This window comes from Pseudonocardia sp. ICBG601, from assembly GCF_020496245.1.
The window spans coordinates 145,901-168,385 of the sequence record NZ_JAHLJA010000150.1 but is presented as its reverse complement, the minus strand read 5'-3'; the positions used below and the strand labels follow the sequence as shown (position 1 = coordinate 168,385).

Sequence of the window (22,485 nt, the reverse complement as noted above, 5' to 3'; positions counted from 1 at the left end):
ACCTCGCGGACCGGCCCGTCCGTCGTCGCACCCGGACGCGGTCAGCCGTCGCCGCGGGCGCGGCGCTTGTTCCACACGTCGAACGCGACGGCGAACAGCAGCACGAGTCCCTTCACGACCGACTGCACGGACTGGTCGACGCCCATGAGCTGCATGCCGTTGCTCATCACGGCCATGATCAGGCCACCGACCAGCGCGCCGACCACGGTCCCGACCCCGCCGGTCACCGCGGCACCGCCGATGAACGCGGCGGCGATCGCGTCGAGCTCGAACATGGTGCCCGCCGCGGGCTGGGCGCCGTTGGACCGCGCCGAGTAGATGACCCCGGCGACGCCGGCCAGGAAGCCCATGTTCACGAAGATCCAGAACGTGACGGCCCTGACCCGCACCCCGGACAGCCGGGCCGCGGCCGCGTTGCCGCCGAGGGCGTAGACGTGCCGGCCGAACACCGTGTGCCGGGTGAGCAGCCCGTAGGCGAGCACCAGCACCGAGAGCACGACCAGCACCACGGGCAGCCCGCGGGAGGAGGCCAGCTGCCAGGCGAACGCCATGACGACCAGCCCGACGAGTGCGATCCGGCAGGCGAACAGCGGGAAGGACTCGACCTGCTGCAGGTCGAGCACCTTCGCGACCCGGCTCCGGTAGGCGAGCACCGCGTACCCGGCGACGCCGAGCGCGGCGATCAGGACGGTGAAGGCGTCGTAGCCCCGGCCGCCGATGAGCCCGTTGACGAAGCCGCCCGCGATCTGCTGGTAGCCCGCGGGGAACGGCGAGAGCGAGATGTTGCCCAGCACCTGCAGGGTCAGCCCGCGGAACAGCAGCATCCCGGCGAGGGTGACGATGAAGGCGGGGATGCCGACGTAGGCGACCCAGAAGCCGTGCCAGACACCGACCAGCACGCCGACGCCGACGGCCGCGACGACGCCGACCCACCAGGGCAGCCCGCCGCCGATCACCAGGACCGCGGCGACCGCGCCGGTCAGCGCGACCACCGACCCCACCGAGAGGTCGATGTGCCCGCCGACGACGACGATCACCATCCCGATCGCGAGGACCAGGATGTAGGAGTACTGCAGGACGATGTTGGTGATGTTGCCGGGGCTGAGCGAGACGCCGCCGGTGAGGACCGCGAACAGCGCGACGATCGCCACGAACGCGATCACGATGCCGCTCTGGCGGACGTTGCCGGCCAACAGTCGTCGCAGGTCGCTCGTGCCGGAGTGCAGGGCCGCCGCCCCGGCGCCGGGACGCTCGTCGGAGGAGGGGTCCTTCTTCGGGAGGGTGCTGGTCATGCGGAGCTCTCCGCCTCCTGGGTCATGAGGGCCATCAGGCCCTCCTGGGTGGCCTCGGCGACCGGCACCTCACCGGTGATCCGTCCGGCCGACAGGGTGTAGACGCGGTCGCAGATCCCCAGGAGCTCGGGCAGCTCGGAGGAGATCACCAGGACCGCCTTGCCGGCCTCCACGAGCCGGTTGATGATCACGTAGATCTCGTAGCGGGCGCCGACGTCGATCCCTCGGGTCGGCTCGTCCAGGATCAGCACGTCCGGCTCGGTGAACAGCCACTTGGCCAGCACGACCTTCTGCTGGTTGCCGCCGGACAGGGTCCCGACCCCGACGCTGGTGCTCGCCGCCCGGATGCCGAGGTCGCGCCGGTAGGACTCGGCGACGCGCAGCTCGGCGTCGCCGTCGACCCAGCCGCGGCGGGCGAGCCGGCGCAGGCCCGCGCCGGAGACGTTGCGCCGGATGTCGTCGACCAGGTTCAGGCCGAGGTGCTTGCGGTCCTCGGTGACGTAGGCCAGCCCGGCCTCGATCGCGTCGGACACCGAGCGGGCGCGGACCTCGCGGCCCCCGACCCGCAGGGTGCCGCTGACGTCGCGGCCCCAGGACCGCCCGAACACGCTCATCGCGAGCTCGGTGCGGCCCGCCCCCATCAGCCCGGCGATGCCGACGACCTCCCCGGCCCGCACCGACAGCGACGCGGCGTCGACGACCTTGCGGTCCTGGGTCGGGTGCCAGACCGTCCAGTCGCTGATCCGCAGCAGCTCCTCCCCCGGACTGCTCACGCGGTCCGGGTAGAAGGAGGTGAGGTCGCGGCCGACCATCCCGCGGATGATGCGGTTCCGCGGGGCGGGCTCGTCGGCGACGGTGAAGGTCTCGACGGTCCGGCCGTCGCGGACGACGGTGGTGCGGTCGGCGATCGCAACGATCTCGTCGAGCTTGTGCGAGATGATGATCGAGGTGATGCCGTTGTCACGGAAGCGCCGGATCAGCTCGAGCAGGTGGGCGGAGTCGGTGTCGTTCAGCGCGGCGGTGGGTTCGTCGAGGACGAGCAGGCGCACGTCCTTGGTCATCGCCTTGACGATCTCGACGAGCTGCTGCTTACCGACGCCGAGCCGCCCGACCGGCGTCGCCGGGTTCTCGGTGAGGCCCACCTCGGCGAGCAGGCGGGCGGCCTCGGCGTGCGTGCGCCGCCAGTCGACCAGTCCCAGCCGGCCGCGCCGCTCGTTGCCGAGGAACACGTTCTCGGCGATCGACAGGTGCGGCACCAGCGCGAGCTCCTGGTGGATGATCACGACGCCGTCGGCCTCGGAGTCGCGGATCCCGGCGAACCGGGCCGGCCGGCCGTCGAGGACGATCTCGCCGTCGTAGGTGCCTGCGGGGTGCACCCCGGAGAGCACCTTCATCAGCGTCGACTTCCCGGCGCCGTTCTCACCGCAGATCGCGTGGATCTCGCCGCGGCGCACCGCGAGCGAGACCTCCGACAGCGCGGTCACCCCCGGGAAGGTCTTGGTGATGTCGCGCATCTCGAGGATGTTCTCCGGCGGGTCGCCGCCGGGGTCGTGGTCGGTCACGTCGTCCTCCGTCGCGGAAGGGATGGGCCGGCTCGGCTGATTCAGCCCTGGCGGCCGCGGGCGACGTCCTCGGCGGTGTAGTAGCCCGAGTCGACGAGGACCTGCCGGATGTCGGCCTTGAACACGGTCCGGACCGGCAGCAGGAAGGACGGCACGACCTTCACCCCGTTGTCGTAGGTGGTGGTGTCGTTGGCCTGCGGGGTGCCGCCGTCGAGGAACGCCTTCGACGCGGTGACGGCCTGCTCGGCGAGCTTGCGGGTGTCCTTGAAGACCGTGGAGCTCTGCACCCCGTCGTCGATCAGCTTCACCGAGGCGATCTCGGCGTCCTGGCCGGTGACGGTCGGCATCGGCTTGGCCGCGGTGCCGAAGCCCGCGTTCTGCAGGGCGGTGATGACACCGCGGGAGATGCCGTCGTAGGGCGAGAGGACGCCGTCGGGGCGGCTGCCGTCGTTGTAGGAGGAGGTGAGCAGGTCCTCCATGCGCTTCTGTGCGGTCTCCTGCGCCCAGCGCAGCGTGGCCGCCTGCTCGATGGTGGTCTGGCCGCTCTTCACCCGGACCGTGCCGTTGTCGATCAGCGGCTTGAGCACCGACATGGCGCCGTCGAAGAAGTAGAAGGCGTTGTTGTCGTCGAGCGAGCCCGCGAACAGCTCGACGACGACCGGGCCCTTCTTCGGGCCGGGCGCCCCGTCGGCGTCCTGCAGGCCCATGCCGCGCAGCAGGGCCTTCGCCTGGGCGACGCCGACCTGGAAGTTGTCGAAGGTGACGTAGAAGTCGACGTTCGGGCTCTCCCGGATCAGCCGGTCGTAGGCGATGACCGGGATGCCGGCGTCCTTGGCCGCCTGCAGCTGCCCGGACAGGGCGGTCCCGTCGATGGCCGCGACGAGCAGCAGGTCGGCACCGCTGGTGACCATCTGGTCGATCTGCTGGGACTGGGTCGGGATGTCGTCGCCCGCGTACTGCAGGTCGACCTGGTAGCCGGCCGCGGTGAGCTGGTCGCGGACGGCGTTGCCGTCGGCGATCCAGCGCTCGGAGGTCTGGGTCGGCATCGACACGCCGACCGTCAGGTCACCGGGTGCCGCACCCGCCCCCGCGCCGCCACCTCCCCCGGCTCCCTGGCCGCCGCAGGCGGCCAGTCCCAGCACCAGCAGGGCACCGACGGCGACGGTGCGCATCCTCGTGAACACAGGCGATCTCCTCGTCGAGACGGCAGCGGGCGGGTCTCACCGGTCAGGTCGGGAGAGACTCTGAATGTGAACGCTAACCAGCGACGAAGAGCGACGGAAGTGTCGTTATCCGTCCGTTATGTACCGCCCTGAACAGAGTCGATCAGTCCCGTACCGGTCACCGCCCGGTGCGGGCGGCGCCCACGACGACGCGAACGTTCCGCCTCACGTGAGGGTTAACACGAGCCGAGGAACCGCCGGGACGCGACCGGCCCCCGGCTCGAGCCGAAGCGGCAGGTGCCGGAACGGGCCGCCGCGACCGCCGACACCCCCGACGCCGGCGCCGCCGGCCACCGGCGCCGGCCCCGCCCGACCCGGCGCCCCCGGCCCGGCGACCGACCCCGACGACCCGGCCGGCGGCGACGCACAGCAGGTGAACGTGCCGCACGATCGACCCCGCTGCGAGCAGGGACCGGGATCGGACCGTTGAGTTCATACGCTGTTAGCGATAACATCTGCTCGCCGCCCGATCGCTCGGCCGGCCGTTTCGTGACCCGAGGAAGTGCTCATGATCCGACCACCGGTCGACCCCGCCGACGCCCTCGTGGTGGGCGTCGACTTCGGGACGCTGTCCGGACGGGCGGTCGTCGTCCGTGCCGCCGACGGGGCCGAGCTCGGCACCGCCGTCCACGCCTACACCCACGCCGTCGTCACCGACGCCCTGCCGGGCCGGCCGGACCTGCGCCTGCCGCCGGACTGGGCGCTGCAGGTGCCGTCGGACTACGTCGACGTCCTGCGCCACGCCGTCCCCGAGGCGGTCGCCGCCGCCGGGGTGGACCCGGCACGGGTGGTCGGCATCGCCACCGACTTCACCGCCTGCACCATGGTCCCGACCCTCGACGACGGCACCCCACTGAACGAGGTGCCCGATCTCGCCGACGAGCCGCACGCCTACACCAAGCTCTGGCGCCACCACGCCGCCCAGCCGCAGGCCCACCGCATCAACGCCCTCGCCGCCGAGCGCGGCGAGAGCTGGCTCCCCCGCTACGGCGGGTTCATCTCCTCGGAGTGGGAGTTCGCGAAGGGCCTGCAGGTCCTGGAGGAGGCCCCCGCGGTCTACGCCCGGACCGAACGCTGGGTCGAGGCCGCGGACTGGATCGTCTGGCAGCTGTGCGGCCGCTACGTCCGCAACGCCTGCTCGGCCGGGTACAAGGGGATCCTGCAGGACGGCGCCTATCCCGGCCGCGACTTCCTCGGTGCGCTGAACCCGGCCTTCGCCGGGTTCGCCGAGACCAAGGTCGCCCACGAGATCGGCGAGCTGGGCGCCGTCGCCGGGACGCTGACCGCCGAGGCGGCAGGCTGGACCGGGCTGCCCGAGGGCATCGCGGTCGCCGTCGGCAACGTCGACGCCCACGTCACCGCCGCCGCGGCGAACGCCGTCCGGCCCGGGCAGATGGTCGCGATCATGGGGACCAGCACCTGCCACGTCATGAGCTCCGACGTGCTGCGTGAGGTGCCCGGGATGTGCGGCGTCGTCGACGGCGGCATCGTCTCCGGGCTCTGGGGCTACGAGGCCGGGCAGAGCGGCGTCGGCGACATCTTCGGCTGGTTCGTCGAGCACGGCGTGCCGCCCGCGTACCACGAGGCCGCCCGGGCGCGGGGCCTCGGCGTGCACGAGTACCTGACCGAGCTGGCCGCCGGGCAGGCGGTCGGCGAGCACGGGCTCGTCGCGCTGGACTGGCACTCGGGCAACCGGTCGGTGCTGGTGGACCACGAGCTGTCCGGCGTCGTCGTCGGGCAGACCCTCGCGACCCGGCCCGAGGACACCTACCGGGCGCTGCTGGAGGCCACCGCGTTCGGCACCCGGATGATCGTGGAGACCTTCGCGGCCTCCGGCGTCCCGGTGACCGAGCTGATCGTCTCCGGCGGGCTCACCCGGAACGCCCTGCTCATGCAGATCTACGCCGACGTGACCCGGCTGCCGCTCACCGTCGTCGAGACCGGGCAGGGCCCGGCCCTGGGCTCGGCGATCCACGCGGCCGTCGCCGCGGGGGTCCACCCCGACATGCCCACCGCGGCCGCCGCGATGGGCCGCGTCCGGGAGGGCGCACACCTGCCCGACGAGGAGTCGGCGAAGTCCTACGACGCCCTGTTCGCCGAGTACACGCGCCTGCACGACCACTTCGGCCGGGGCGGCGACGACGTGATGCACCGCCTGCGCGCGATCCGCCGCGAGGCGCGCGCCCAGCGAGAAGGAGACCTCGACGCATGACCGACACCCTGGCCTCCCCCGGCGTCGCCGCCACCGTGGCGCGGCTGCGCGAGCAGGTGTGTGCGCTGCACGCCGAGCTGGTCCGCTACGGGCTGGTCGTCTGGACGGCGGGCAACGTCTCGGCCCGCGTCCCCGGCCACGACCTGATGGTCATCAAGCCCAGCGGGATCTCCTACGACGACCTGACCCCGCAGACCATGGTGCTGTGCGACCTGCACGGCACCCCGGTCGAGGGTGACCTGACGCCGTCGTCGGACACCGTGGCGCACGCCCACGTCTACCGGGCCATGCCCGGGGTCGGCGGCGTGGTGCACACCCACTCCACCTACGCCAGCGCGTGGGCGGCGCGCGCCGAGCCGATCCCGTGCGTGCTCACCGCGATGAGCGACGAGTTCGGCGGGGACATCCCGGTCGGCCCGTTCTCGCTGATCGGCGACGAGTCGATCGGCCGCGGCGTCGTCGAGACCCTGACCGGCAGCCGCTCCCCCGCCGTGATCATGCAGAACCACGGCGTGTTCACCATCGGCGCCGACGCCCGCGCCGCGGTGAAGGCCGCGGTGATGTGCGAGGACGTCGCCCGCACCGTGCACCTCGCCCGCCAGCTCGGCGACACCGTGCCCATCCCCCAGGACGAGATCGACAGTCTCTGGGACCGCTACCAGAACGTCTACGGGCAGCGCTGAGCGCCGCAGGCCCCCGAAGGAGGAATGTCCGATGAGTGGCTCGCTGCTCGACAGCTACGAGGTCTGGTTCCTGACCGGGAGCCAGGGCCTCTACGGCGAGGAGACCCTCGCCCAGGTCGCCGACCAGTCGAAGGTCGTCGCCGACCGGCTCGACACCGCCGACGAGATCCCGGTGCGGGTGGTGTGGAAGCCCGTCCTCACCGACGCCGACGCCATCCGGCGGATCTGCCTGGAGGCCAACGCCGACGACCGCTGCCTCGGCGTCATCACCTGGATGCACACCTTCTCCCCGGCGAAGATGTGGATCCCCGGGCTCGAGGCGCTGACCCGCCCGCTGCTGCACCTGCACACCCAGGCCGGTGTCGACCTCCCCTGGTCGGAGATCGACATGGACTTCATGAACCTCAACCAGGCCGCGCACGGCGACCGCGAGTTCGGCTACGTCCAGACCCGGCTCGGCCTGGCCCGCAAGACCGTCGCCGGGCACGTCTCCGACCCGGTGCTGCGGGACCGCATCGGGACCTGGACCCGCGCGGCCGCCGGTGCCGCCGAGCTGCGCGCGCTCCGGCTGGTCCGGTTCGGCGACTCCATGCGCGACGTCGCCGTGACCGACGGCGACCGGGTCGAGGCCACCCGGGTGTTCGGGATGTCGGTGCAGACCTACGGCGTGAACGACCTCGTCGCCGTCGTCGACCAGGTCCCCGACACCGACGTCGACAAGCTCGTCGCCGAGTACGCCGAGGTCTACGCCGTCGCCCCCGAGCTGCTCCCCGACGGCGACCGGCACGAGGCGCTCCGCTACGGCGCGCGGGTCGAGATCGGGCTGCGCTCGTTCCTGGAGGCGGCGGGCGCGCAGGCGTTCACCACGAACTTCGAGGACCTCGGCGGACTGCGCCAGCTCCCCGGTCTCGCGGTGCAGCGCATGATGGCCGACGGCTACGGCTTCGGCGCCGAGGGCGACTGGAAGACCGCGGCGATGCTGCGCGCGGTGAAGGTCGTCGCCACCGGGCTGCCCGGCGGCACGTCGTTCATGGAGGACTACACCTACCACCTGCGGCCCGGCCGTGAACGCATCCTCGGGGCGCACATGCTGGAGGTCTGCCCGAGCATCACCGGGTCCCGGCCGTCGCTGGAGATCCACCCGCTGGGCATCGGCGGGCGCGAGGACCCCGTCCGGCTGCGGTTCACCGCCGACCCGGGCCCGGGCGTGGTGCTCGGCATCTGCGACCTCGGCGAGCGGTTCCGCCTGGTCAGCAACGACGTCGAGGTCGTCGACCCGGACGAGCCCATGCCGAGGCTGCCGGTGGCGACGGCGACCTGGGTCCCGGAGCCGTCGCTGGCCACCTCGGCCGAGTGCTGGCTGATGGCGGGCGGCCCGCACCACACGGTGCTCTCGACCGCCGTCGGCGTCGAGGCCCTCGACGACCTGGCCGAGATCGTCGGGACCGAGCTGATGCACATAGGCGACAGCACGAGCCCGCGGACCTTCCTGCACGAGCTGCGCTGGAACAACGCCTACCACCGGCTCGCGCGGGGCTTCTGAGCTCCGCTCCCCGGCCCCGGTGCCGGCCGCCCCCGACGGGTGGCCGGCACCGTGGTCCACGGGGCCGAGGACCCTCCCCCGGGCTCAGACCGATCGACCGAGCACCTCGGCCGCCACGTCCGCCATGCGGTCGAGGCCCGCGTCGCCCGGGTGCAGGTGGTCCCCGCTGTCGAAGCGCGGGTCGAGCGCGATCGCGCCCGGCCCGGATCGCAGGGCGGCGTCGAAGTCGACGACGCCGCTGCCCAGGCCGCGGATCCACTCGTTGACCTCGGCGCGGCGCAGCTCGCGCTCGCGGTCGAAGCCCTCGGCCCCGTCGAACGGGGTCACGGTGGCGGTCAGCACCGACAGGCCCGCGTCCCGGGCCCGGGCCCCGATCTCGTCCAGCGCCCGGATCAGCTGCTCGGAGCTCGGCAGCTGGTCCTCGGGCGCCATCGTCCCCGGATGACCGAGATCGTTGACCCCGAGCGCGACGACGACGTGGGTCCGCCCGGCGGTCGCGAGCACGTCGCGGTCGAACCGCGACCGGCCCGAGGCCCCGAAGACCGGTCCGAAGGGCCCGGCCCCGTCGAGCCGGAGCCGGTTGCCCGCGATGCCCCGGTTGACGACCGCGACCTGCCGGTCCCGCAGCCGCCGGGCCGTGCGTTCCGGCCAGCCCGCCGCGGTGATGGAGTCCCCGAGGCAGACCACCACCGGGGTGGGGACGTCGCGGAGCACCTCGACGTCGCGCAGCACCGGTGCGGGCAGCTCCATCTCGGCGCCGTCGGGCAGCGTCAGCTCGGGCGTGGCCCGGCCCGGGAAGTGGTCGGACCCGGTGTGGTCGCCGGGTGCGGACGGGTGCCACGTCGCGGTGGACACGTTCGCGGTGGCGTACCGCCAGGGCCCCGGCAGGTACAGGTCCACCTCGACCGCGGCGCCGGCGGCGACCGCGAGGTCCACCGGGTCGCAGACGAGGTCCTCCCCGGCCGGGACGTCCACGGCGGACCGCCCGCCGAACCGCATCGGGGCGGCGCGCCCGTCCACCCGCACCGCGGCCCGGCCGACGTGCAGGGGCGTCGTCCCGAAGCGGTTGCTGAGGCCCGCCCGCAGCCGCTCGCCGCCGACGCCGGCCTCCACGGTGATCCGCACCGTCACGTCGCGGAGCTCGAGGTCGGCCACGCCCACATCGGTGACGGCCTGGGTCCAGCTCGCGGTCCAGGCCGGGCTCACGACCGCGCGTCCCCGGACGGCCCGGCCGGCGGGCCCGCGGCCCGCGGGTTCCACGCACCGCGGGCGACGGCGGGGACGAAGTCCTCGAACCCCTCCTCCAGGGAGACGGTGCGGCCCTGTTCGGCCGAGGCGTAGGCGGCCATCAGCAGGCGCACCACCTCCAGGCCGTTGGCGAGGGACTCCGCGGGCTGCTCGCCGCGCAGGAACGCCGTCGCGAACGCCGCGTTCTCCGCGGTGTAGCCGTAGCTCGCGGACTCGTCGGGGACGATCGGCATCAGCCCCTGCTCGGCGTTCTGCTTCTCCACCAGGTCCTCGCCCTCGTCCTGCATCAGCCTGCGGGACAGGAAGACCTTCGATTCGGTGTCGAGGGTGTCCGCGGACATCGAGTACTCGGGTCCGAGCATCTCGAACGACAGCCGCAGCCCCGCGCCGACATAGCTCCAGGACGTGGTGGCCTCGACGACCACGGGCTCGCCGTCGCCGTTGCGGAACTCGTAGACGGCGTGCGCGTAGTCCTCCGACGGCGTGCGCCGGTAGTCGTTGACGCCCGGGTACCGCTCCAGCAGCTCGGTGGCGTACCGGGACCGGCCCCACTTCAGCGACGCGATCGACGCCGACACCGAGACCGGGGTGAGCCAGGTGGCCGGGTCCGTCCCGGGCGGGGTGAGCAGGTAGCGGCCGGCCTCGACCGAGTGGCACAGCATGTCGCTGAGCACCCCGCCGCCCTCCTGCTCGCCGTTCCAGAACCAGGTGTTGTGCGGCCCGGAGTGCTCCTCGGCCGCCCGGGCGAGGTACGGCGTCCCCGCCCCCGGTACCGCCCGGCTCCAGATGAGGGCGTGCGAGCGGGTGATCGCCGGCGCGAACACCTGGTTCTCCAGGTAGCCGTGCAGCAGGCCGGCACCGGTGACCAGCCCCAGCACCTCGGCGGCCTCGGCGACCGTGCGTCCGACCGGCTTCTCGATCGCGATGCCGCGCAGCTGCGCCCGGCCGGAGGTCACCTCCGCGCAGATCGCGCGGACGACCTCCAGGCGGGCGTGGTTGGGGACCAGCACCCAGACCGCGTCGACCCGCGGGTCCCGGACGAGCGCGGCGACGTCGTCGTAGGCGGTGACACCGGTCCCGACGCCGAGCCCCTCGGCCTCGCGCGCGAGCGCCTCGGCCGAGGCCCGGGTGCGGGAGGCGGTGGCGACGACGTCACCGTCGCGGACGCCCTGCCACGACCGGACGTGGAACCGGCCGATGAATCCGGCGCCGACGATGCCGACGCCCAGTGTCGTACGGGTGGCCATGACGTGCTCCTCGTTCGTGGTTCGCGGGCCCGGTCTACGCCGTGGCCGCGGAGGTGTCGATGCGGGCCGCGGTCAGGGTCTCCGCGATCGCGGTGGCGGCCCGCCACGCCAGCGCGACCGTCGTCAGGGTCGGGTTGGACGCGGTCGCGGTGGGGATGACGCCGTTCCCGCCGACGTGGAGGTTGCCGACCCCCCAGACCCGCAGCCACGGGTCGCACACCGAGGTGCCGTCGTCGACCTCGCCCATCCGGACGGTGCCCTGGTAGTGCAGCGAGGACCCGCCCGCGGCCAGTGCCGGGGGCTCCACCAGCGTGCCCAGCCGGTTCGCGGCGCGGACCGAGTTGGTCGTCATCTCCTCGATCGTCGCCCGGTCCCGGGCGGTGTGGGAGTAGCGGACCCGCATCCGGGGCATGCCGTAGAAGTCGGTCTCGGTGTCGCTGAACTCGACGGCGTCGTCGGGGCGGATGTCCTTCGCCCCGTACCAGGCCAGTACCGCGAGCCGGTCCGACCCGGCACCGTCGAGCGGGTCTCCGTCGCCCAGGCTGATCCGGTACGCGGAGTTCGCGAGCAGCATCGCCCCGCCCTGCATCGGGCGGGCGTCGGAGAACGGGGTGAGCACCGAGCGGACGTTGCGCGGCTCGGGTGGGAACAGCGACGGGTCGAACCCGTCGTCCAGGACCACGAACGAGCTCACCTGGAAGTGCTCGTTGAGGTGGCGCCCGAGGGCCGCCGGACGGATACCGGAGGCGTGCAGGACCTGTGGCGTGCGCAGGCCGTCGGCGCACACGACGACGTGGCCGGCCCGGACCTCGTAGGTCCGCCCGGAACGCCGGTCCTCGAGCACCGCGCCGACGGCGGTGCCGTCCTCGACGATCACCCGGCGGGCGAGGGTCTCGGTCCGCAGCTCGAAGCCGGGCACCGTCGCCTCGAGGTCGCCCAGGATGCTCCCGGTCCCGGTGAACCGGAGCGTGTCGCCCTCCCAGTGGGTGGAGGTCGGCATGAACCCGGTCGGGGTGAGCCCCGGCCCGTCGAACTCGTCGGCCAGCACCGCCCGGACCGCCTCGGGCAGCCCGTGCCCGGGGACGGGCGGGGTCGTGGTGCCCAGGAGCTGCTCGGCGTGGTCGAGCGCGGCGTCCATCTCGGCCGCGGGGACGAACGGGATGCGCTCGGACTGCTGCGGACGGGGGCTCGAGGTGCCCCAGTGGATCCCCATCCCCCCGACGCCGCTGGCCATGCTGGCCGCGGGCAGCCCGACCTCCCCGGCGGCCGGTGCCGGCCGCGGGTCGGCGAAGAACAGGCCCGGCAGGATGGTGTGCCGGAACTCCAGGCTCGGGTCGATGCCGGCGGCGACGTCGGACAGCGCCGCCGCCCGCTCGACGCCGGCGTCCGGACCCTGGGTGAGCAGCTGGGCCGCGGCGCGGTCGGACTCCGACATGTTCTGGGTGTGGTCGCCGCGGGCACCGGGCACGGCCGGGCCGACCTCGACCATCAGGATCCGGGCGCTCGGGACGGCGTCCCCGATGGTCCGGGCGTAGGTGGAGCCTGCGGGGCCGCTCCCGATCACGAGCACGTCGACCCGGGAGCCGTCTGCGTCGATGGAGGTCATCTCGGTCCTTTCCGGAGTCGGTGGAGTCAGCTCGTGGTGGTGAACGCCGCGGCGGTCAGGTCGAGCACCCGCCGCGTCCGGGCCCACGGGTCGCCGCCGGTGCCCTCGTACTCGACCGTCAGCGGTCCCGCGTAGCCGTGCCGGGCGAGGATCCCGAACGCCCGCGGGAGGTCGACGAGCCCGACGGTCCCGTCGTCGTCGACGTCGTGCGCCTTGACGTGGACGAGCTCGGCGCGCCCGGCGAGCGCGTCGATCCCCCGGTAGACGGGCTCGAGCTCGGGGCTGCCGCGCAGCGGCACCGGCGGGCCGTCCGGATCTCCGGTGAGCGCGGCCATCATCGGCGCCATGATCACGTCGAAGTTCCCCAGGTCGAGCAGCAGGCCGAGGTTCTCCCGGCCGACGGCGTCGAGCAGGCGGTTCATCCACCCGGCGTCGCTGGAGGGCCCGCCGTGGTTCTCCACGAGCAGGCGCACGCCCCGGGCGCGGGCGTGGGCACCGAGGCCGGTCAGCGCCTCGATGAGGTGCTCCGGCGGTGTCGTCCCGTGGTGCGGGCTGAGCGGCGAGCCCGGGTTCACACGGACGAAGGCCGACCCGAGCTCGGCGCACCGGTCGATCCAGGTCGTCAGGGCCGCGACGTCGGCGGCGCGCCGGACGGGGTCCTCGGTGAGCAGGTCGCCGACATCGACGGCCACGTTGAGCAGCCGTGCACCGGCGGCCGCCGACTCGGCGGCGAACCGGTCGAGCCGGGGGTCGTCCGGGCCGGTGAACTGGAACGCCACCGTCTCGACCCCCGCGACACCGAACCGGTCGGCCGCCAGCTGGGGGAACTCGGCGATGTCGACCAGCGCCGGGAAGTCGGTGGTGAACCGGATCTCGCGCCCGTCGGGGGCGACGACGGCGAGATCGGTCGGTCCGAGCTGCTCGCGCAGGCTGTAGGACGACACGGACAGGATGTTCATCGGTCTCCTCTCGTGGGGTGCCCCGCCGTGCGGGGCCTCGTGGCCGGAGGGCGTCATGCCGGCGCCCGCTCGTCGCGGGTGATGGGGGCCCAGCGGGGATCGCCCTCCCGGCCGATCTCGGGGATCCGCAGCACGGCCACGCCGCCGAGCACCGCGACGACCGCCAGCACCAGGTAGACGGCGGTGAACCCGCCCAGCGCGAGCAGGGCCGGGGCGACGAACGGCACGATCGACTGCGGGAGCGTGTTCGCCATGTTGACCACGCCCAGGTCCTTCCCGGCGTTCTCCCGGCTCGGCAGGACCCGCACGCACATCGCCGTGTCCACGGAGACCATCAGGCCGGTCGCGATCCCGAGCAGGGTGACCGCGACGTAGACCACCCACAGGGTGGTGGCGAGGGCCATCAGGACCAGCGCCACGGCGGCCAGGACGCCCGCGGCGACGGCGAACGGCTTCTGCCGGCCGAGACGGTCCGACACCGGTCCGGCGACCGCGCTCGACACGGCCGGCATCGCGACGTTGATCACGGCCAGGACCAGCACCGGCCCCCCGACCTCGTCCGTGCCGAGGCCGAACCGGTCCATCAGGAAAAAGGCGTTGTAGGTCGCGCTCGCCACCCCGCAGGCGAGCAGGAACCGGACGAGCCACGCCCACCCGAACGCGGGGTGCCGACGCGGGTTCAGCCACAGCGAGGTCATCAGCTCGACCGCACCGAGTTGCGCGGCGCCGGTGCGCCCGGGCAGCGGCCGTTCCCGGATGAGCGCCAGCGCCAGCAGACCGAGCAGCACGACGGCGACGGCCGCGACGGCCCACTGCAGCAGCGGGTCCCGCACGGCGCTCACCGCGCCGATACCGGCGAGCGGACCCAGTGCCGCCGCGAGTCCGAGCATCCCCGAGGCCGTGCCCCGCCGGGCCTGCGGAACCTGGTCGGCCATCAGGGCGCTGGTCGCGGCGAGCTGGAAGTTGAACAGGGTCTGCGCGGCGCACCACAGCACCGCGACCTGCCACACCTCGGTGGTGAACCCGATGGCCCCGACGACGAGTGCACCGGCCAGCGAGCCGGTCAGGATCCAGGTGCGGCGCCGGCCGAACCGCGCCGCCGTCCGGTCGCTGATCCGCCCGCCGAGCGGGTTGGCGACCAGCGCGAACACCGCGCCGAAGCCGGTGACGACCCCGAACGCCGCCGCGGCGCCCGGGCCCTCGATGCGCGTCAGGTGCAGCGTCAGCAGTAGCTGCAGCGGGGTCAGCAGCCCGACGAAGGCACTCGCGTTCGAGAGGAACATCGCGGAGATGAGCCGGCCGGTGGGGGTCTCGGCCGCAGGAGGGCCGCTCACCACCGGGGCGCCGGGAACGGGAACCGACATCGACACTCCCTTGTGTGGTACCGACTCCTGATCGGTAGTGACTACCACATTGAAGTCACCCCCCAAACGTTGTCAAGCCCGCATGGGAGTCGGCGCCGGGTAGGGTCGCGCCATGGGCCTGCGGGAGATCAAGTCGGCACGTACACGGCAGCGGATGATCGACGTCGCCGTGGAGCTGTTCCTCGAGCAGGGCTACGACGACACGACGATGGAACAGATCGCCGAGCGGGCCGAGGTCGGCACGACGACGCTCTACCGGTACTTCCCGACCAAGGACCTCCTCCTGCTCGACCGGGTCGTGCGCGGCATGGACATCGGGGAGCGTCTGCGGGCCCGACCGGCCGACGAGCCGGTCGGCGAGGCGTTGACCGCGGTGCTGCGCGAGGCCGCGGCGGACTTCGACACCCCGGACCTGCGCATACCGGAGATCCGGCAACTGGTGGACGTCGCGCCGGTCCCCCGGGCGCGGCTCTGGGACTTCCACCTGAGCACGCGGACACAGCTGGAGGCCGCACTGGCGGAGCGGATGGGGCGGCCCGCGAGCGATCTCTCGGTGCGGCTCACGGCGTCGTTCGCCCTGGAGATCCTCGTCATCAGCGACGATCTGCGCCGGGCGCGGGACTACGCCCCGTCCGCCTCGGCCTCGCTCGAGGAGGTGCTCGCCGGGCTTCCCGGGTCCGAGATCATCCTCCCCGCGACCGGACGCGCGAACGCGGTGAGCACGTCCCCGGGCGCACCGGCGGTCCGGTCGACGTCCCGCTCGCCGGCGATCTGAGCCCTCCGGCGTCGCGTCTCAGCCGGCGACGAGCTCGAACTCCGCGAGCCGACCGGCGACGCCGTCGACCGGCAGGGCGGCCGCAGCGCGCAACCGGTCACCGGCCGGCGGGCCGCGTCACTCCCCGCGCCCGGGGGTGCGGAACCGCAGGTCGCCCGCCATGTCGATCCGCGCGAGCTCGGCACGGGAGGTGACGCCGAGCTTGGGGTAGACGCTGCCCAGGTGGTGCCCGACCGTGCGGTGGCTGATCAGCAGCCGGGCCGCGATCTCCCGGTTGGTGAGCCCCTCGGCGGCCAGCTGGGCGACCCGCAGCTCCTGGGCGGTGAGCCCGGCCCCGGCCGGCTCGTGCCGCGCCCCGGACTGCGCGGCCAGGCCCAGCTCCCGCACCGCCCGTGCCCGCAGCGGCGCCGCGCCGAGGCGGGCGAAGGTCTCGGCCGCCCCGGTGAGCTCGTGCCGGGCGTCGGCGCGCCGGCGGACCCGCCGCAGCCACTCGCCGTACAGCAGCCGGGTGCGGGCCTGCTCGAACGGGTCCGGGGCGGTGCCCGCGCCGTCGAGCGCGGCCCGGTACGCGGCCTCCGTGTCCGGCCCGCCGGCGGCGAGGGCGCGGAGACGGTGGGCGGCGGTACGGGCCCAGGGGGCGCCGGTCCGCCGGGCCCACGTCTCGACGGCCGCCAGCCGGGCCGCGGCCGTCTCCGTGCGGCCCTCCTGCGTCGCGGCCTCGGCGGTGTCCGGGGCGGCGAGCAGCGCGAACGTGGGGTGGGCGGCCTCGTGGCCGGGCTCGTCGAGCGGCATCAGGTGGTGCAGGGCCTCGCGGGGCCTGCCGTCGAACAGCGCCGCCCGGCCGCGCACCCAGTACGCCGACGCGGTGAGCGCGCGCACCTCCTGCCGGACCGAGACGGCCAGCGCCCGGGTGGTGTGCGCGTCCAGTCCGGGGGCGTCGCCGCGGGCCGCGGCCAGGTTGGCCAGACAGAGCCGGCACTGGCTCGCCACGTGGTCCGCTCCGACCTCCTCGGCCAGCCGCAGGCCCTCGGTGGCCCCGGCCTCGGCCGCCTCCCACCGGCCCGCCGCGGCGTCGAGGACCGCGCTCTGTGCGAGCACCATCGCGAGCGCGGCGAGCTCGTGCCGCCGCCGCAGCTGCGCGGCCTGCACCCGCAGCACGTCGTGCAGGGGCCCCTCGACCCCCCAGGCCTGGGCCAGCGGCACGGGCGGCAGCAGCTCCCACGGCACGGTCCCGAGCAGGCCGACGGCGGCGGCATCCGGGGCCGGGAGCGGCCCGGCCGCCCGGCCGGTCCCGTCGTAGCAGGCCCACCAGGCCCGCAGCGTCGGCATGACCGGTGCCAGCTCGCCGCCGGGGTCGAGGGCGAGCAGCCGCGCCAGCGCCGCCTGCTGCAGGTCCGGGCGGCCCGCCGACCACGCCGCGCGGGCCGCCACCGTGCCCAGCTCCATCGCCGTGCGCGTCCCGTCGACGACGGCCATGTCCCCCACCAGGTAGTGGTGGGCGCGCTCGGAGAGGCCGACGGTGAACTCGAGGATCCCGCGCAGCCCGCCGCTGCACCGCACGACGGGCTCCACCCCGCCCAGGCGCTCGGCGTCGTCGAGCAGCCGCCGGGCCCCCTCGGCGTCGCCGGCGTCCCAGGCGGCGCGGGCGGCGACCGCCAGCCGGCGCGCGGCGTCCGCGGGGTCCGGTGACAGGTCGGCGGCCCGCCGCAGCGTGCGTGCCGCCAGTGGGCCGGCGCTGCGCTCCAGGCACCGGGCGGCCGCCTGCTCCAGCAGCGCCGCGACGTCCTCGTCGGCGCCGTCCGCGGCGGCCGCCAGGTGCCAGGCGCGGTGCTCGGTGTCCTCGGCCGGCAGCGCCGCGGCCAGCGCGCGGTGCGCGGCCCGGCGGTCCGGGAAGGGGGCGCCGTCGTAGAGGGCGGCCGGGACCAGCGGGTGGCGGAACCGGAGGCGGGCGCCCGAGGCCTGCAGCAGGCCGGAGCGCAGCGCCTCGTCCCAGGTGGAGGCGTCGACACCCCACCCGGCACCGGCCCGGTCGAGGACGTGCCGGTCGCCCCGCCCCTCGGCGGCCGCCAGCAGCAGCAACGCCCGGGTGGCCGGTTTCAGCGCCTCGGCACGGGCGCAGAACGCCTGCCGCAACCGGGGCCCCACCGGCATCGGCTCCCCGGACGCCCCGTCGGCGGGGTCGCGCCCGACGGTGGGCAGCTCCTGCAGCGCGAGCGGGTTGCCCCCCGCCATCGCGACCGTGCCCTCGACGAGGGCCTCGTCGGCGTCGGGGACGGCGGCGGCGACCAGCCGGCGGGCGTCGTCGTCGGTGAGGCCCACGACCTCCAGCGCCGGCACCCCCTCCCAGGGGCCCGGGGACGGGTCCGCGTGGTCGGTCAGGATCACCACGACCGGCTCGGTCCGCACCCGGCGCGCGAGAAAACCCAGACAGTGCGCGGTCGCCTCGTCGACCCACTGCGCGTCGTCGACGACGACGAGCACCGGCCGCTCCCGGGCCAGGCCGGAGAGCAGCGACACCACGGCCGCGCCGATGAGGAAGCGGTTGGCCGGGTCCCGGCTGATCCCGAACGCGCCGCGCAGCGCGGCGGCCTGCGGGTCGGGGAGCTCGTCGAGCCGGTCCAGCACCGGCCACAGCAGCGCGTGCAGCGCGCCGAAGGCGAGTCCCGTCTCCATCCGGGTGCCCCGGGTCCGCAGCACGGTGACCCCGGACGCGGCGTCGACGACGTGGTCGACCAGTGCGGTCTTGCCGATCCCCGGCTCGCCCCACAGCACGAGCGCGGCACCCGCGCCGTCGGCCGCGCGTGCCAGCAGCCGCTCCAGTGCCGCGGTCTCGGCACGCCGCCCGAACAGCTCCATGACCCCCCGCAGCCCCGTCCCGCCGGCCACCGTGGCACGGCCGATCCGTCGCACCACCGTAACCACGTCGTCCGGATCGTCCCGGCGACCGATCCGGTGACCGATCCGCCGGGACGGGCCGGGCCCGACACTCGCCGGGTGACCCGCCCCGCACCCACCGATGCGTCCGCGACGTCCGGGAGCCCCGACTTCACCGGGCTCCGCGCGACCTACGTCAACTGCACCCTCAACCGCTCCCCCGGCCGCAGCCACACCCAGGGCGTCATCGACCGCAGCATCGCGATCATGGAGGCGAACGGGGTCGACGTCGACCGGTTCCGCGCCGTCGACCACGACATCGCCACCGGCGTCCGCCCCGACATGACCGAGCACGGCTGGGACACCGACGCGTGGCCCGCACTGCTCGACCGCGTCCTCGCCGCCGACATCCTCGTCATCGGCGGGCCGATCTGGCTGGGCGACAACAGCTCCGTGACGAAGCGGGTGATCGAGCGCCTGTACGGCCACTCCGGCGTGCTGAACCCCAGCGGCCAGTACGCCTACTACGGCCGCGTCGCCGGGTGCCTGCTCACCGGCAACGAGGACGGCCTCAAGCACTGCGCGATGAACATCCTCTACAGCCTCCAGCACATCGGGTTCACCGTCCCGCCCCAGGCCGACGCCGGCTGGCTCGGCGAGGTCGGCCCCGGCCCGTCCTACCTGGACGAGGGCTCCGGCGGCCCGGAGAACGACTTCACCAACCGCAACATCGCGTTCATGACCTACAACCTGATGCACCTCGCCGCGATGATGCGCGGCGCGGGCGGGTTCCCGGCCCACGGCAACCAGCGCACGGCCTGGGACGCCGGCACCCACCCCGGGCACACCAACCCCGAGTACCGCTGACGCGGGCGACGGCCGACCCACGAGGAGACCCGATGAGCAGCACGACGACGAGCTGGCCGAGCCTGCGCGTGGCGGACTGGACCGCCACCCGCGAGACCCTGCACATGTGGACCCAGATCGTGGGCAAGATCCGCATGGCCCACGCCCCGCTGCTCAACCACTGGTGGCAGGTGACGCTGTACGTGGGCCCGCGCGGGCTGACGACGTCGGCGGTCCCGTACGGCGCCGGGGCCTTCGAGATCGAGCTGGACCTGCTGGGCCACCGGCTCGAGGTCCGCAGCAGCGACGGCGGCGCGCTCGGCTTCGGGCTGGCGCCGATGCCGGTCGCCGAGTTCTACGGCAGGGTCCTGGACGTGCTCGGCAGGCTCGGCGTCGCCGCGCCGATCCGGCCGCACCCCAACGAGGTCGACCCGGCGATCCCGTTCGCCGAGGACCACACCCACGCCTCCTACGACGCCGAGGCGGCCACCCTGTTCTGGCGGCAGCTGCTGCAGGCGAACCGGGTGATCGGTGAGTTCCGGTCGCACTTCGTCGGCAAGGTCAGCCCGGTGCACTTCTTCTGGGGCGGCATGGACCTGGCCTGCACCCGTTTCTCCGGGCGGACGGCGCCGCCGCACCCGGGCGGGGTGCCCAACTGCGGCGACTGGGTCATGGTCGAGGGCTACTCGCGGGAGCTGTCCAGCTGCGGGTTCTGGCCCGGTGGCGGTGAGGAGGGCGCCTTCTACTCCTACGCCTACCCCGCGCCCGACGGCTTCGCCGAGGCCCCGGTCGGCCCCGACGGTGCCTTCTACAGCGCGGACTTCCAGCAGTTCCTGCTGCCCTACGAGGTCGCCCGCGCCGCACCGGACCCGGACCGCGCGGTCGCCGAGTTCCTCCGCACGACCTACGAGGCCGCCGCGGACCTCGGGCGCTGGGACCGCTCCGCGCTGGAGGACGACCCGCTCCGCTGGGCGTGACCGGCGCGGTGCCGGCCGTCCCGCGGCCCGCCCGGCGCGGCCGCGGGTCGGCCGCGCCGGTGGGCGCCCCGCCCGCGCTCAGACCTGCTCGAACAGGGCTCCGTGCTGCGCGCGGAGCCGGTACTTCAGGACCTTCCCGCCCACGGTCTCGGGCAGGCCGTCCACGAACACGACCGCCTTCGGCGTCTCGTACCCGCCCAGCTTCGCCCGGCAGTGCGCGATGATCGACTCCGCGTCGGCCGCCGCGCCCTCCCGCAGCACGACGACCGCCGTGACGGCCTCGCCCCAGTGGGCGTGCGGGAGCCCGATCACCGCCGCCTTCTCCACGGCCGGGTGCCCGTGCAGGACCGACTCCACCCGCAGGCTGGAGACGTTCTCCCCACCGGACTTCACGATGTCCTTGAAGCGGTCCACCATGATCCGCAGACCGTCCTCGTCGACGGACGCGCTGTCCCCGGAGTGGAACCAGCCGCCGCGGAACGCCTCCCTCGTGGCCTCCTCGTTCAGGTAGTAGCCCGCCGTGACGATGGGGCTGCGGTACACCGCCTCGCCCGGGACGTGCGGGGTGTCCCGGACCGACACCCCGGTCTCGTCGACGACGTCGGAGGCGAGGAGCGGGCTCGGGACGCCGACGTAGTTCACCGACGGAGCCGTCCGCGCGTAGACCTCGCTCCACGTGGCGGGCCAGAACCGGTGACAGGCGATCGCCTCGGTCTGCCCGAAGATGCCCAGCACCACCAGGCCGGGGGCCCGGTCCTGCAGCCGCGCGTACACGGCCGGTTCGAGGGCGCCCCAGCCGTACACCAGCACGGTCAGGCTGGACAGGTCCGCGCCGGTCCGCTCCGCCACGGCGTCGAGCGCGGCGACGAACTGCGGGGAGCCCGCCCACAGCGCGGTCGGCCGCTCCTCGGCGATCGTGGCCACGAGCTGGTCGGGCAGCGGGCGCCGGCTCAGCACCAGGGAGCCGCCGGCCAGGAACGCCGAGAAGGTGAAGATCTGGTCGCCGACGTGGTAGATCATCGGCAGCGCGGTGGCGACCCTGAGGTCGGTCTCCACCCGCAGGCCGCGGGTCAGCGAGACCGTGAAGTTCAGCGCGGCGAGGTGGGTCGACCCGTGCGAGATCATCACGCCCTTGGGCATCGCCGTGGTGCCCGAGGTGTAGAGGATCTCCCAGATGTCGTCGGAGTGGATCTCGACGTCGGGCTCGGTCGTCGGCAGACCGTCGAGGAGGTCCCCGAAGCTCGGGCTCCCCGCGACGGGCCCGCCGCCGATGGTGATCGTCGCGCCGACGCGCAGCCCGGTGGCGGTGAACGCCTGCTCGGCCCGCGGCCACAGCTCCGCGTCGACGATCGCCAGGCCCGGCTCGGCCTGGCCGATCAGGTGCTCGAGCACGTCCGGGGCGAGGGCCGGGTTCACCGGTACGGCCACCATGCCCGCCTTCGCGACACCGACCTTGGCCAGGTAGGCCTCGACGGAGTTCTCGCAGAACAGCAGCACCCGCGCGCCCGGCTCCAGCCCCCGGGCCGCGAGGGCGTGGGCGACCTGGCCGGTGATCCCGTCGGCCTCGCGGTAGGTGACGGAGGCGAACCGCTCCTCGCCGTAGGCACCGGGCCGGCCGGTGATCGCGGTCTTGTCGGGGTAGCTCCAGGTCAGACGCTCGAACACGTCCCCGACCGAGGTCCGCTCCCACCGGTTCACCGCACGTCGTCCGCGCAGGCGCGTGACATCGATCTTCCCGAGCTGTCCCTGCAGGTCCACACCAGCCTCCTTGCCGAGCTCACCTGAGGCGGACAGCATCGCGGCATCACCTGCCGACCACAAGCCCTTAGTCACTCGTCGTTCACAACTTGAGGGCTCGGGCGCGACGCCGCGACCGGGCCGCCCACACGGGTCCGGACGCGTACGCGCCGAGCCCGGCCGGTGGCGGCGACAGGACTTGCCACGGGCATGGTTAGTGAACGACGATGCACTCGTGCGGGCGACGACGCCCGGCCGGCCGGATGCGCAGAGGAGTCGATGTGGACGTTCGGGAGAGCTCCGGGCACAGGGACCTCCGGGAACACGGCCCGGGCCC

At 74.1% G+C, this 22,485-nt stretch carries 16 protein-coding genes; 6 read left to right on the top strand and 10 right to left on the bottom strand.

Going from position 1 to position 22,485, the window contains the following annotated elements; all coding sequences use genetic code 11:
• Nucleotides 1–41: 41 nt before the first annotated feature.
• The 3 genes from mmsB to chvE form a co-directional block, all read right to left on the bottom strand.
• Complete coding sequence (gene mmsB, locus KPL57_RS46420; RefSeq protein WP_226356836.1) at nt 42–1,292, bottom strand: multiple monosaccharide ABC transporter permease; 1,251 nt, start codon at nt 1,290–1,292, stop codon at nt 42–44.
• Nucleotides 1,289–2,806 carry a sugar ABC transporter ATP-binding protein gene (locus KPL57_RS46415; protein WP_226357480.1) on the bottom strand — a complete coding sequence of 506 codons (1,518 nt, stop codon included), beginning with the start codon at nt 2,804–2,806 and terminating at the stop codon, nt 1,289–1,291. Before KPL57_RS46415 ends, mmsB begins: the two co-directional genes overlap by 4 nt.
• Nucleotides 2,807–2,895: 89 nt before the next feature.
• Entirely contained in the window at nt 2,896–4,026 is a 1,131-nt protein-coding gene (gene chvE / locus KPL57_RS46410) for a multiple monosaccharide ABC transporter substrate-binding protein (protein WP_255655606.1), read from the bottom strand.
• 559 nt (nt 4,027–4,585) lie between these two features.
• Between chvE and araB the strand changes: the two genes are divergently transcribed.
• The 3 genes from araB to araA are packed head-to-tail and all read left to right on the top strand — an operon-like array spanning nt 4,586 to nt 8,515.
• Entirely contained in the window at nt 4,586–6,289 is a 1,704-nt protein-coding gene (gene araB / locus KPL57_RS46405) for a ribulokinase (protein ID WP_226356834.1), read from the top strand.
• Complete coding sequence (locus KPL57_RS46400; RefSeq protein ID WP_226356833.1) at nt 6,286–6,972, top strand: L-ribulose-5-phosphate 4-epimerase; 687 nt, start codon at nt 6,286–6,288, stop codon at nt 6,970–6,972. The genes araB and KPL57_RS46400 overlap by 4 nt, the downstream gene beginning before the upstream one ends.
• 31 nt (nt 6,973–7,003) lie before the next feature.
• Nucleotides 7,004–8,515: an L-arabinose isomerase gene (araA, locus tag KPL57_RS46395; RefSeq protein ID WP_226356832.1), complete on the top strand. Its 1,512-nt coding sequence runs from the start codon at nt 7,004–7,006 to the stop codon at nt 8,513–8,515.
• Nucleotides 8,516–8,599: 84 nt separating this feature from the next.
• Here araA and KPL57_RS70785 read toward each other — a convergent pair whose 3' ends face one another.
• From KPL57_RS70785 to KPL57_RS46370, 5 genes are read right to left on the bottom strand one after another with little or no spacing between them, the layout of a single operon-like run.
• Nucleotides 8,600–9,721, bottom strand: coding sequence for a GDSL-type esterase/lipase family protein (locus KPL57_RS70785; RefSeq protein ID WP_226356831.1), 1,122 nt, complete (start codon nt 9,719–9,721; stop codon nt 8,600–8,602).
• Complete coding sequence (locus tag KPL57_RS46385) at nt 9,718–11,010, bottom strand: Gfo/Idh/MocA family protein (RefSeq protein ID WP_226356830.1); 1,293 nt, start codon at nt 11,008–11,010, stop codon at nt 9,718–9,720. The genes KPL57_RS70785 and KPL57_RS46385 overlap by 4 nt, the downstream gene beginning before the upstream one ends.
• Nucleotides 11,011–11,044: 34 nt before the next feature.
• Nucleotides 11,045–12,616: a GMC oxidoreductase gene (locus tag KPL57_RS46380; protein ID WP_226356829.1), complete on the bottom strand. Its 1,572-nt coding sequence runs from the start codon at nt 12,614–12,616 to the stop codon at nt 11,045–11,047.
• Nucleotides 12,617–12,642: 26 nt separating this feature from the next.
• A complete protein-coding gene (locus KPL57_RS46375) occupies nt 12,643–13,575 on the bottom strand; it encodes a sugar phosphate isomerase/epimerase (RefSeq protein WP_226356828.1) in 933 nt (310 codons plus the stop codon).
• Between the two features lie 53 nt (nt 13,576–13,628).
• Nucleotides 13,629–14,939 carry an MFS transporter gene (locus KPL57_RS46370; RefSeq protein ID WP_226356827.1) on the bottom strand — a complete coding sequence of 437 codons (1,311 nt, stop codon included), beginning with the start codon at nt 14,937–14,939 and terminating at the stop codon, nt 13,629–13,631.
• Nucleotides 14,940–15,093: 154 nt separating this feature from the next.
• Between KPL57_RS46370 and KPL57_RS46365 the strand changes: the two genes are divergently transcribed.
• Nucleotides 15,094–15,714: a TetR/AcrR family transcriptional regulator gene (locus KPL57_RS46365; RefSeq protein WP_226356826.1), complete on the top strand. Its 621-nt coding sequence runs from the start codon at nt 15,094–15,096 to the stop codon at nt 15,712–15,714.
• Nucleotides 15,715–15,831: 117 nt separating this feature from the next.
• Here the strand turns inward: KPL57_RS46365 and KPL57_RS46360 are convergent, their stop codons facing one another.
• Nucleotides 15,832–18,627 (bottom strand): LuxR family transcriptional regulator, encoded by a 2,796-nt coding sequence (locus KPL57_RS46360; RefSeq protein ID WP_226356825.1) that lies wholly within the window; start codon nt 18,625–18,627, stop codon nt 15,832–15,834.
• 81 nt (nt 18,628–18,708) lie between these two features.
• Between KPL57_RS46360 and KPL57_RS46355 the strand changes: the two genes are divergently transcribed.
• Together KPL57_RS46355 and KPL57_RS46350 are read left to right on the top strand one after the other, a co-directional pair.
• Nucleotides 18,709–19,455, top strand: a complete 747-nt coding sequence (locus KPL57_RS46355) for a flavodoxin family protein (protein ID WP_226356824.1) — start codon at nt 18,709–18,711, stop codon at nt 19,453–19,455.
• Between the two features lie 32 nt (nt 19,456–19,487).
• Complete coding sequence (locus tag KPL57_RS46350) at nt 19,488–20,411, top strand: DUF5996 family protein (protein ID WP_226356823.1); 924 nt, start codon at nt 19,488–19,490, stop codon at nt 20,409–20,411.
• Nucleotides 20,412–20,489: 78 nt separating this feature from the next.
• Here the strand turns inward: KPL57_RS46350 and KPL57_RS46345 are convergent, their stop codons facing one another.
• Nucleotides 20,490–22,208: an AMP-binding protein gene (locus KPL57_RS46345; RefSeq protein ID WP_226356822.1), complete on the bottom strand. Its 1,719-nt coding sequence runs from the start codon at nt 22,206–22,208 to the stop codon at nt 20,490–20,492.
• Nucleotides 22,209–22,485 lie beyond the last annotated feature (277 nt).

Coding starts and splice junctions, on each gene's coding strand:
- mmsB (WP_226356836.1), bottom strand. CDS start 1,292: ATGACCAGCACCCTCCCGAAGAAGGACCCCTCCTCCGACGAGCGTCCC.
- KPL57_RS46415 (WP_226357480.1), bottom strand. CDS start 2,806: ATGCGCGACATCACCAAGACCTTCCCGGGGGTGACCGCGCTGTCGGAG.
- chvE (WP_255655606.1), bottom strand. CDS start 4,026: ATGCGCACCGTCGCCGTCGGTGCCCTGCTGGTGCTGGGACTGGCCGCC.
- araB (WP_226356834.1), top strand. CDS start 4,586: ATGATCCGACCACCGGTCGACCCCGCCGACGCCCTCGTGGTGGGCGTC.
- KPL57_RS46400 (WP_226356833.1), top strand. CDS start 6,286: ATGACCGACACCCTGGCCTCCCCCGGCGTCGCCGCCACCGTGGCGCGG.
- araA (WP_226356832.1), top strand. CDS start 7,004: ATGAGTGGCTCGCTGCTCGACAGCTACGAGGTCTGGTTCCTGACCGGG.
- KPL57_RS46385 (WP_226356830.1), bottom strand. CDS start 11,010: ATGGCCACCCGTACGACACTGGGCGTCGGCATCGTCGGCGCCGGATTC.
- KPL57_RS46380 (WP_226356829.1), bottom strand. CDS start 12,616: ATGACCTCCATCGACGCAGACGGCTCCCGGGTCGACGTGCTCGTGATC.
- KPL57_RS46375 (WP_226356828.1), bottom strand. CDS start 13,575: ATGAACATCCTGTCCGTGTCGTCCTACAGCCTGCGCGAGCAGCTCGGA.
- KPL57_RS46370 (WP_226356827.1), bottom strand. CDS start 14,939: ATGTCGGTTCCCGTTCCCGGCGCCCCGGTGGTGAGCGGCCCTCCTGCG.
- KPL57_RS46365 (WP_226356826.1), top strand. CDS start 15,094: ATGATCGACGTCGCCGTGGAGCTGTTCCTCGAGCAGGGCTACGACGAC.
- KPL57_RS46350 (WP_226356823.1), top strand. CDS start 19,488: ATGAGCAGCACGACGACGAGCTGGCCGAGCCTGCGCGTGGCGGACTGG.
- KPL57_RS46345 (WP_226356822.1), bottom strand. CDS start 22,208: ATGCTGTCCGCCTCAGGTGAGCTCGGCAAGGAGGCTGGTGTGGACCTG.